Genomic DNA, 10090 nt, shown 5'->3' with positions numbered 1-10090 from the left:
ACCACTGTGTGGGTCAGCGCAAGGTGGAGTCACGATCACGGGATGGAGAGGCCAACACCTACTCTGCCAGCCAGTCCCAGACCAGCCACTGTCAATACTCACAGCGCAAGGTTGCAGAGCCGCCGTCAGGTAGCAATTTGGGGGAAGTTTAGGGGAGGTGGGTGTCCAGGACTGCGTTGAGGTATCGGGCGACGCCGTCCTCGTCGACCTCCTCGGTGACGGCGGCTGCGATCGCCTTCACCGAGCCGAGCGCATTGCCCATCGCGACCCCGTGCCCGGCCCATGACAGCATCTCGATGTCGTTGGGCATATCCCCGAACGCCATCACCTGCGACTGTGCCACGCCGAGGTGGTCGCACAGCGCCTCCAGCGTCTTCGCCTTCGTGATCCCTGCCGGTGCCAGTTCGACGAGACCGTTGTCCGGTTCGGAGAACGAAGCATGGCACGTGTCTTCGACGATGGGATCGATGAGGTCGTGCATCGCCTGAGAATCGCTCGTGTCCAGACGTACGAGCACCTTGACGACGTCCTCACCGGCGAGTTCGGAGACATCGTCGATGATTCGGGCCTCGCGTGGTCGGCCGGTGACGAACTCCCGGTCGATGAAGCCGCCGTTGAGGGTCTCGTAGGCGAACCGGGCCTCGGGATGGTCGGCACGCACCGTCGCGGTGATCTCCGCAAGCGTCTGCGCATCGATGCTGTGGGCGTCGACGACCGACTGCGAGGCGATGTCATAGACGACTGCGCCGTTGAGGCACACGACCCGACCGAGGTCGGGGATCTGCTCGGCGATCGGGGCGAGCCAGCGGATCGGCCGCCCGGTGACGAGGACGAAGGGGATTCCCGCGTCCTGACAGCGGTGGATCGCATCGATCGTGGCCGTCGAGATCGGCTTCCAGTTCAGCAGCAGAGTGCCGTCGATATCGCTGGCCACCAGGCCGAGGTCGAAGTCAGCGGGCGGCAGGATTTCGGGGCTGAGCGGAAGTATCATGATGCCTCTACCCTAGCGAGTATCTCCCGCGCCCGCCCCAACAGCTCCTCGGCATCGGCGATGAACCGGACCGTGGCCTCGGCGCTCGAGTCGATCGCCCGCCCCGATGGGCCCTCCGATCGTGCCATCGACGCCGCGAGCACCGCCTCGCCGACCTTCGATGAGGCCTTCGTCAGCAGCTCCGGCACATCGCCGACGGCCTGTCGCGCAGGCCCGGGCACCACCTGCCCGGTGACGGGATGGCGGGCGTGGAGCGCCGCGGTCAGCTCATCGACGACCTCGACGAGTGCATTGAGCCGGTGGGTGCCGTCGACGATGACGTCGACCGGATCGTTCGCCGAGGCGGCCGTGGCCCTGCTGTCGATGTCGGGCGGCCCTTCCTCCTTCGCCGAGGCGGCTCCTGCCGCGACACTGCCACCGGAGTTCCGTGCCTCGTGGAGGGCTGCCGCAGTGGTGTAGTAACGGTCGACTGCGCGGATGAAACGGTCACGGTTGTGCCGCCACAGACCGGTGCCGAACCGGTCGTCGTCGCTGACCTGCCGCGAACGGCCCGCCTTGGTGAATCTGGCGAGGAACCCCTTCACAGATAGTTTCCGGTGCCGCGGTCGTCGCGGTCCGACTCCTTCTTCTGGCCGGAGGACTGTCCCTCAGGCGGTGTCATCCCGGGCGGAACCATTCCCGGGGGCAGCTGACCACGCCCGGCCATCTGCTGAGCCATCGCCTGCTGAGCCATGATCGCCGTCTGGATGCCGTGGAAGAGACCTTCGAGCCATCCGACGAGCTGAGCCTGCGCGATCCGCAGCTCCGAGGTCGTCGGGGGACCGTCGGCCGAATCGAAGGGCAGATCGAGGCGTTCGAGCTCGTCGATGAGGTCTCTTGACAGGCCCTCTTCGAGTTCGTCGATGGACCGGCGGTGGATCTCGGCGAGGCGTTCGCGTCCCTTTTCATCGAGCTCGGTGCCGCGGACCTCCTCGAGCAGCTGCTTGACCATGGTGCCGATGCGCATCACCTTCGCCGGAGATGAGACATCTGCCTGATCCTGCTGTGCCCGCGCCAGACCGTCGGCCCGTGCATCGTCGTCGGCCCGTGCGGTTTCGGCTTGGCTTCCGGCTTCGGCCGGCGCGGCGCTGCCGTCCGGCGCGCCCGGGCCGGTGGGCGGAGCCTCGCCGTTCTGAACGCTGTCTTCGGCATCGTGGCTCTCGGTCATTGTCGGGCACCTTCTTCATCGACGATGAGCAGCACCTTGCCGATGTTCGCCCCATCCTCCAGCATCTGATGGGCCCGGACGACCTCGGCCAGCGGCATGGTTTCGTGGATGATGGGGCGGATGTCGCCGGCGATCACGCCCGGCCAGAGCTGCTGGGCCACCTCGGCGACGATGGCGATCTTCTGTTCCTTCGGACGTGCCCGCAGGGTCGTGGCGGATACGGACTTGCGCGGCTGCATGAGCCAGCCGAGGTTGATTTCGGTCTTCGTCCCGCCCTGCATTCCGATGATGACGAGGCGGCCGTCGGTGGTCAGTGCCTTGATATTGCGCTCGAGGTACTTCGCGCCGATGATGTCGAGGATGACATCGGCCCCGGTCATCCCGTCCGCGTGGGTGCAGATCTCGTGGACGCGTTCGACGAAGTCCTCTTCGCGGTAGTTGATGACGGCGTCGGCGCCGAGCTCGCGGCAGAACTCGGCTTTCCGCTCGGATCCGACGGTGACGACGATCTTCACGCCGAGGTGGTTCGCGATCTGGATCGCGGCCGTGCCGATCCCGGATCCGCCGCCATGGACGAGCAGCCATTCGCCGGCCTTGACCTGTCCGCGACCGACGATGTTCGACCATACGGTGGAGAGCACCTCGGGCAGCGCCGCCGCCTCGGTGAGGTCGAAGTCGGCGGGAACGGGAAGCAGCTGACCTGCGGGGACAGGAACGGATTCGGCGTAGCCGCCGCCGGAGAGCAGCGCCGCGACCCGGTCACCGACGGACCAGCCGGTGACGTCTGAGCCGAGCTTCTCGATCGTGCCCGAGACCTCGAGACCCGGAATCTGGGTGGCACCGGGTGGGGGATCGTAGAACCCTCGACGCTGCAGCAGGTCGGCTCGGTTGACGCCGGCGGCATGGACGCGGACGAGCACCTCGTCGGCGGCGAGCTCGGGTGTCGGTTCGTCGGTGACCTGCAGAACCTCGGGGTCACCGGGGGAGGAGATCGTGATTGCGCGCATGCCTCCACTCTAGTGGGTGGTGCCGAGGTGGGGCAGGGGTGTCTGGGCGGTGGTGCGCGAGGCGCCTGGGCAGCGGCACAGAGCGCTTCTGCCCAAACATAGGTCACAATCGGACATTGGAGCTCGAACGTAGGTCACCATCGGACAGTTCTGGAGCTCAGAAGTGTCCGATAGTGACCTACGTTTGGCCGCCGGGCCCCGCCCTTACGCGAAGAGCCCTTATGCGAAGAGGCGGAACATCGGCGAGTTCTGGTGCACGCGCTCGACCTCGATCGACGAGGCCTCCATCCGTTCGAGCAGGTTCGGCAGGTCTTCGGCATAGCCGAGCTGAATGCCGACGAACGCCGGGCCGGTCTCCCGGTCGGAGCGTTTGACGTATTCGAACATCGCGATATCGTCCTCGGGCCCGAGCACCTCGTTGAGGAACCGGCGCAGGGCACCGGGCTCCTGCGGGAAGTCGACGATGAAGTAGTGCTTGAGGCCCTCGTGGACGAGCGAGCGTTCGAGGATCTCCGGGTAGCGGGAGATGTCGTTGTTGCCGCCGGAGACCAGGCACACCACGGTCGACCCGGGTTCGATCGTGATCGGCTTGTCCGAATCCGGTCCGCCGATTCCGGCCGAGGCCAGGGCTCCGGAGGGTTCGGCGATGATTCCGTCGACCTGGTACATATCGAGCATCTCGGTGGCCACCGCACCCTCGGCGACGGGCCGGATGTCGAGGCCGAGTTCGGCGATGACGTCGTAGGTGATGTTTCCGGCCCGGCGCACGGCGGTGCCGTCGGCGAAGCGGTCGATGTTCTCCAAGGTCACCGGGTGCCCGGCCTTGAGGGCGGTGATCATCGAGGCGGCTCCGGCGGGTTCGGCGCCGATGACCTTCGTGTTCGGCATCCGTTCGGCCGCATAGGCGGCGACTCCGGCGAGCACTCCGCCGCCGCCGACGGGCACGATGAGGTAATCGGGGTCGGCCTCGAGCTGAGCGTGGATCTCTGCGGCCACGGTTCCCTGACCCGCGATGGTGCGCATATCGTCGAAGGCCGAGATCAAGAGAGCTTCATTGCGTTCGGCGAACCGGTGTGCCAGCGCCGAGGCGTCATCGTAGGTGGAGCCGGCGATCTCGATCGTCACCTGTTCTCCGCCGAAGTGGCGGACGCGTTCGATCTTCTGCTTCGGCGTCGTCTTGGGTACGAAGATCGTGCCTTGGATGCCCAGTTCCCGGCAGGCACGAGCGAAGCCCTGGGCGTGGTTGCCGGCCGAAGCACATACGACGCCGCGAGCGCGTTCGTCGGCGGAGAGCTGGAGCATGAAGTTGAACGCCCCGCGGATCTTGTAGGACCGCACCATCTGCAGGTCCTCACGCTTGAGGTAGACCGTCGAACCGGTCGCGGTCGTCAACCGCTCGCAGATCTGGAGTGGTGACAGGATGACGGAATCGGAAATTCGCAGCGCAGCTGCCTCGACCTCGTCGGCGAGTGTGAGCTTCTGGGGAGTCATGTCTGTTTCAACCACCAGACTATTGTGCGCCTTCTGTCTTGCCATTTGGCAACTCGTATCGACATGAGGACGCTTCGTGTCCTCGCCCTGCCCGTGATTCGGCTCCCGACTTCGGGGTTTCGGGTGCGCCCTGGGCCGCGAACACCCCATATCATGATTGGATGGAGGATGCCCGTAATCCCTTCTAGGAGACGTCATGGCCATCAGCAGTGAGCTCGAACAACTGTTAGCCACCTGGATACCCCGACAGTCGTGGTTCCCCAAGCTCGCAGCAGATTTCGGGACCGACCCCGACATCACCCCCATGTCGGTGGCCCGCGCGTTCACGTATACCGCCGAGGAGCTCGGAGGCTTCGTCGGTCTCGTGGCCGTCATCTCCGTCGGCGACGGCCCCACCCTGCGTCGCCTCAACATCCCCTTGACCCTGCGCGGGACCGAGGACATGCACCTGCGCCACGCCCTCATCGGCCGCATCGATGACCTCGCGCTCGGCACCGTCTTCGTCTACGACGGCGCCGCCGATCCTGTCTTCGTCAACCTCATGGCCGACGCGATCACGAAGCGCAAGGTCTTCGACGGCGGGCAGCTGTCCACCGAATCCCTCCGTCACAGCCAGGAGAAGACCGAGGCCCGGGACCGAGCGCCGATGCCGTTCCCGGTGACCGCGAACGGGGCGGTCGCCTCGGCGAATCCGACTGCGAACACCGGCGCCGAGGCGGTCCCGCCGAAGCCGTCGATCGGTGACCTCACAGTGGGGGCCGAGGACGTCATGCCCGTCGAGATCAGACCGATCGAGGTCTCGGACTCCGGGCAGCATAAGTCGACCGTGATCATCCACGACGAATACGAGCCGATGGAGCTCTCCTTCTTCCGGGTGCTTGAGAACGGGATGCCGTCGTCGCTGACGATCCCCGTCCTGCTCACCGAATCGGGGTCGCGCAGCGTTCCCGAGGTCGTCGGCTGGGGTTCGGGCCGCTGGTACGACATGTTCGAGGTCCAGGAGATGGAGGCGCCGATGGCGCTGCTCTCTCATGTCGATGTCGACGCCGAGCCCGCCTGGCGAGAGGCCGTGAACACGGTGTGCGGCGTCGATTCCGGTTCGATCGGGGCCTACAACGCCCACGCCGCGGAGATGGGCCGGCGCATCGGTGAACTCCACACGGACATGGCCGCCGAGTTCGGTGTCGTCGAAGGCGCCGGTGAGCCGACGAAGCTGTTGGTCACCAAGTGGGTCGAGCGCATCGACTGGGCGCTGGGCCGGGCACCTCTGGCCCTGGATTCGCTGGTCCCGGAACTGCGCGCCCACCGTGCGAGGCTGCAGGGACTCGAGACCATCGGCACCTTGCAGAAGATCCACGGCGAGCTGACGCTGGATCATGTGGTCAGCTCCTCGACCGACGGCTATTCGGTCGTGAAGTTCACGGATTCGACGAATTCGGACCCTAAGCCTGCCGCCTTCGACCTCGTGGCTCTGCTGCGCAGCATCGATTATGCCGCCGGTTTCGCGCGTCTGCAGCGCACCGATGCGCTGGATTCCGAGGACGGCTCACTGGTCGTCAGCGGCTTCGGTAACGATCCGGGGGCGCTTCGTAAGATCTTCGATTCGCCCGAATATCTGTGGGCATCGCAGGTGCAGAATTCGCTGCTGTCCGGATATTCGCGGGCCCGCGGCGACAGCATCGGGCTGAGCGACCCGGTGCTGCGGGCGGCGCTGATCGACCGGCTGCTCGTGGAGGTCGTCACCGAGCTGCGCAATCGCCCGAACTGGCTGTCCGTACCGCTGGCCACGCTCACCCTCGTACTCAAGGGCAAACCGTCCCGCGCCGAGGTGGTCGCCCCCGAGCCCGGTCCCGATTCGTCCGGTCCCGATTCGTCCGGTCCCGGCGATGCCGATTCTGATAGGGCTGAAGAGTCGTGGGCTTCCGGCTCCGCAGTCGGTGCTCCGTCTCCCGAAGACTCGGCAGTTGAGGACTCGGCCTCTGAGCCCGAGTCGAGTGACTCGCTCGCTGTCGCGCCGCCTGCCGGCGAAGTGACGGCCGCCGATTCGGAATCGGTCTCTGCTGCTCCCCGCGGAACATCCGGTGCTGTCGCGGCCGCGATCGCGAACTCGGACGCCGAGGACTCGAGCGTCGAGGAGTCGAACTCCGCGGACTTGGGCGTCGAAGCACCGACTGCAAAGAGCGACGCGAACGAAGCTTCCCCGGCAGAAGCCGAAACGGCTGAGGCATCCGGAACAGAGTCCGCGGATGGCGAAGCGTCCGAGCCACAGCCCGAAGTCGGTGATTCCGAGACGGGTGGATCCGATGCCAGTGAGGCTGCTGCGGAACCCGACGAGGTTGACATCGCCGATACCGCGGAGAACACCGTCGATGCGGTCGCGGATTCCGATATCGACGATGTCGAGGATTCCACTGTGGTTCCGCCCCAGGAAGACGTGCCCGAAGCAGCTCCGGCTGCGGGGGCCGAGAAGTCAGCGTACGCACCTCAGTCCGGGGCAGCAGCGAAACATGTGGAGGCTCCCAAGTCTGCGGGCGCTCCCCAGCCTGCGGATGCTCCGAAGTCTGCGGGCGCTCCCCAGCCTGCGGATGCTCCGATGACTGCTCAGCCTCCGAAGCCTGCCGCCGACGAAGAGTTCGCCGACGAGGAAGAAGGCGAGGTCCCCGTCCAGCGGGTACCCGCGACCTTCGCTGCTCGTGGCGCCACTTCGGAGGACGCCGACAGCACGGGGCATCAGGCGCAGCCAGCAAAGCCGCAGGATGCGCCGAAGCTCGGCAAGACCTGGAGCGATCGCATCGAAGAGTCGTCCGGCGCTCCCGGCAGGCCCACTGATCGCGGCACCGACAATTCGGTCGCCGGCTCCGAGTCGGAGAGTCGCTCGGTCTTCGATGACCTTCTGGGGACGGAGCGCAAGCGCAACCGGGCGAAGAAGCGCAAGAAGGACTGACCCGGCTGCACGCCTGCCTGCTGTGATCGGACACAGGGCGAAAATGATGCCGGTCGAGCCCTGAACGGCCAATTCGCAGATGCTGGTCCAGTTGTGAGAAACTATGGTGGCTCAGCCTCGTGCTGGGCAGGCCGGGTTCTCATCGTTGCTCTCACATGCGCCGATGGACCAATGGAAGCGTGTCCGAGCGGCCGAAGGAGACGGTCTTGAAAACCGTTGTGCGGCAACCCCGCACCGTGGGTTCGAATCCCACCGCTTCCGCCCAGAGAAAAGCCCCCGAACGCGTCGACAGTCTCGATGAGTTCGGGGGCTTCGTCGTGCACGATGCGCACAAGTGGCCGGCGCGACGCGTCCGGCACTTCTCGTTCAAGGCTGAGCCCGGTTATCGATAGGTGCTCGTATCGAAAACCGAGCTCAGCCTTGAACGGCGGGTGTTCTACGGTGTAGCCCTTGAACGGCGGAGTGACTGCAATCGGCTCCGGACTTGCGACTCGCGGGCCCCGACCCCACTCGATCAAGCGCCAGCGCATCCGTCAGTGGGTGGGCCTTTCGTCAGATGAGCTACGCCTTGAACGACGGGTGTTCTGCGGTGCAGCCCTTGAACGGCGGGTGTTCTGCGGTGCAGCCCTTGAACGGCGGGTGTGTGCCGGCCGGGTCCCTGCGCGCGCAGGGTCCTGTCCGCAGGCTCAGTCCTCGACGGGCGCCTCGGGTTGGGGCGACTCGGACGACTCAGGCACCTCGGGTTCGGACATCTCGGCGTCGGCCTCGGGGTCGTCGAAGCTGCGCACCGAGCGCCGGAATCCGCGAGTCATGACGGCCAGGTAGATGACGCCGGCGGTCAGCCAAACGAGTCCGCCGATGAGCGCCGTCTTGTGCAGGCTCACCCACAGCACACCGGTGAGGATCGCTCCGATGGCCGGCATGACGACGAAATTGAACGCCGTCTTGAAATCCACGACCTGCCTGGTCCGGAACGCATAGTGAGCGATGACTGTGAGGTTGACGAAGGTGAACGCGATGAGTGCGCCGAAGTTGATAAGCGCCGAGATGAACTCGAGGCTGAACGACATCGCGAACAGGCACACGGCGCCGACGAGCACGATATTGAACACCGGCGTATGCGTCTTCGGGTTGATGTAGCCGAAGGCCCTGCGCGGCAACACGCCGTTGCGTCCCATCACCAGCAGCATGCGCGAGACAGATGCGTGCGAGGCCAGCCCCGAGGCGATCGTGGCCGCGAACGCGGCCGCTAAGAAGAAGCCCTGGAAGACGTGACCACCGGTGAGGAAGCCGATCTCCGGCAGAGGGTCGTCGACGATGGTGAACTGCGAGTTGTCCGGGAAGAGCAGCTGCGCGAAGTAGCTGGCGATGAGGAAGATGGCACCGCCGGCGACGACGGTGAGCATGATCGCCTTGGGCATGAGGTTCACGTGCCTGGCCTCGTTCGTGTACATCGTCACGGCGTCGAAGCCGATGAACGAGAAGCACACGACGGTGGCACCGGTGAGCAGTGCAGACAGTTTCACGCCCTCGTGAACGAAGGGCTCGGAGCTGAAGACGACTCCGGATCCGTCTCCATTGGTGAGGTTGACGACCGCGATGATACAGAACAGGGCGACCATCGTGACCGCGAAGATGAGCAGCACGGCGTTGAAGTTCGCCGTTCCCCGCATCGACGAGGTGACGATGCCGGTCATGACGACCGTATAGACGACGACCCACACCCACGGCGGCGCATCCGGCACGAGCGACTCCATATAGAGACGCGCGATGAGGCAGTTGACCATCGGCAGCAGCAGATAGTCCATCAGCGATGTCCACCCGACGAGGAAGCCGAGTCCCGGCGACATCGTCTCCCGCGTGTACGTGTAGGCCGAGCCCGCGGTGGGGAAGATCTTGACCATCTTGCCGTAGCTGAATGCCGTGAAGATCATGACGATGAGAGCGATGAGATATGCCGAGGGCACGGCTCCCGAGGTCTCGCCGGACACGATTCCGAACGTGTCGAAGACGACCGTCGGCGTCATGTAGCCGAGCCCGAGTCCGACGATGGACCACAGCCCGAGGTTGCGTTTCAGTGAGCCAGAGGCAACCATATCAATCCTCCCCAATGAGTTTTGCTGCCCACCGGACCGCGATCAGCGACGTCGACGAGGGCCCGGCAGTGATGTGCGTCATGATCTTAACGTCGAAAGTACTGAAAACGAAAGTCACCGAGGGGAAATTGGAAATAAACAGTACCAATTCGACCGCAGAGCCACGAAATAAATAAGGATGATCGACGATATCGGTAGTGCTGGACCGGGGGTTCGGAGCTTTCCCCTCGCCGAGGCGGCCCCGCACCTCGAATCCCGCCCACCCGCCTCGGTCTCTTATCGAATGCTTTTTCAGCCACGACCGGAAAGGGAGTAGATTGCAGTCAGCGGACAACGTGGCCCCAACGAGAGGTA

The 10090-nt window shown here is 65.2% G+C and carries 7 protein-coding genes and 1 tRNA gene; 2 read left to right on the top strand and 6 right to left on the bottom strand.

The genetic code is table 11. The features are described 5' to 3' along the window. Positions 1 to 148: 148 nt before the first annotated feature. From EB835_RS18745 to ilvA, 5 genes are all read right to left on the bottom strand, one after another. Complete coding sequence (locus tag EB835_RS18745) at positions 149 to 991, bottom strand: HAD family hydrolase (protein ID WP_240688855.1); 843 nt, start codon at positions 989 to 991, stop codon at positions 149 to 151. Then, a complete protein-coding gene (locus tag EB835_RS18740) occupies positions 988 to 1575 on the bottom strand; it encodes a hypothetical protein (RefSeq protein ID WP_135810956.1) in 588 nt (195 codons plus the stop codon). The genes EB835_RS18745 and EB835_RS18740 overlap by 4 nt, the downstream gene beginning before the upstream one ends. Next, positions 1572 to 2198, bottom strand: coding sequence for a proteasome activator (locus tag EB835_RS18735; RefSeq protein ID WP_276606011.1), 627 nt, complete (start codon positions 2196 to 2198; stop codon positions 1572 to 1574). The genes EB835_RS18740 and EB835_RS18735 overlap by 4 nt, the downstream gene beginning before the upstream one ends. Then, positions 2195 to 3205, bottom strand: coding sequence for an NAD(P)H-quinone oxidoreductase (locus EB835_RS18730; RefSeq protein ID WP_135810955.1), 1011 nt, complete (start codon positions 3203 to 3205; stop codon positions 2195 to 2197). Before EB835_RS18730 ends, EB835_RS18735 begins: the two co-directional genes overlap by 4 nt. A 219-nt stretch (positions 3206 to 3424) precedes the next feature. Next, a complete protein-coding gene (ilvA, locus tag EB835_RS18725; protein ID WP_168216789.1) occupies positions 3425 to 4696 on the bottom strand; it encodes a threonine ammonia-lyase IlvA in 1272 nt (423 codons plus the stop codon). Positions 4697 to 4892: 196 nt separating this feature from the next. Between ilvA and EB835_RS18720 the strand changes: the two genes are divergently transcribed. Together EB835_RS18720 and EB835_RS18715 are read left to right on the top strand one after the other, a co-directional pair. Continuing rightward, complete coding sequence (locus tag EB835_RS18720; protein WP_135810953.1) at positions 4893 to 7640, top strand: maltokinase N-terminal cap-like domain-containing protein; 2748 nt, start codon at positions 4893 to 4895, stop codon at positions 7638 to 7640. A gap of 173 nt (positions 7641 to 7813) precedes the next feature. Further along, positions 7814 to 7901 (top strand) — tRNA-Ser (locus EB835_RS18715). 425 nt (positions 7902 to 8326) lie between these two features. On the opposite strand, the gene EB835_RS18710 is transcribed toward EB835_RS18715, so the two are convergent. Continuing rightward, the gene (locus EB835_RS18710) at positions 8327 to 9736 is read right to left on the bottom strand and encodes an APC family permease (RefSeq protein ID WP_135810952.1); all 1410 of its coding nucleotides are present in this window, start codon (positions 9734 to 9736) and stop codon (positions 8327 to 8329) included. Positions 9737 to 10090: the final 354 nt, after the last annotated feature.

This window comes from Brevibacterium sp. S22 (genome assembly GCF_004745485.1).
Classification (GTDB): Bacteria; Actinomycetota; Actinomycetes; order Actinomycetales; family Brevibacteriaceae; genus Brevibacterium.
Note: the sequence above shows the minus strand (reverse complement) of the source record. Positions and strands in the feature narration are given on the sequence as shown.

Bases quoted from the DNA above. Each gene is read 5' to 3' on its own strand.
- EB835_RS18745 (WP_240688855.1), bottom strand. From the start codon at position 991: ATGATACTTCCGCTCAGCCCCGAAATCCTGCCGCCCGCTGACTTCGAC.
- EB835_RS18735 (WP_276606011.1), bottom strand. From the start codon at position 2,198: ATGACCGAGAGCCACGATGCCGAAGACAGCGTTCAGAACGGCGAGGCT.
- EB835_RS18730 (WP_135810955.1), bottom strand. From the start codon at position 3,205: ATGCGCGCAATCACGATCTCCTCCCCCGGTGACCCCGAGGTTCTGCAG.
- ilvA (WP_168216789.1), bottom strand. From the start codon at position 4,696: ATGACTCCCCAGAAGCTCACACTCGCCGACGAGGTCGAGGCAGCTGCG.
- EB835_RS18720 (WP_135810953.1), top strand. From the start codon at position 4,893: ATGGCCATCAGCAGTGAGCTCGAACAACTGTTAGCCACCTGGATACCC.
- EB835_RS18710 (WP_135810952.1), bottom strand. From the start codon at position 9,736: ATGGTTGCCTCTGGCTCACTGAAACGCAACCTCGGGCTGTGGTCCATC.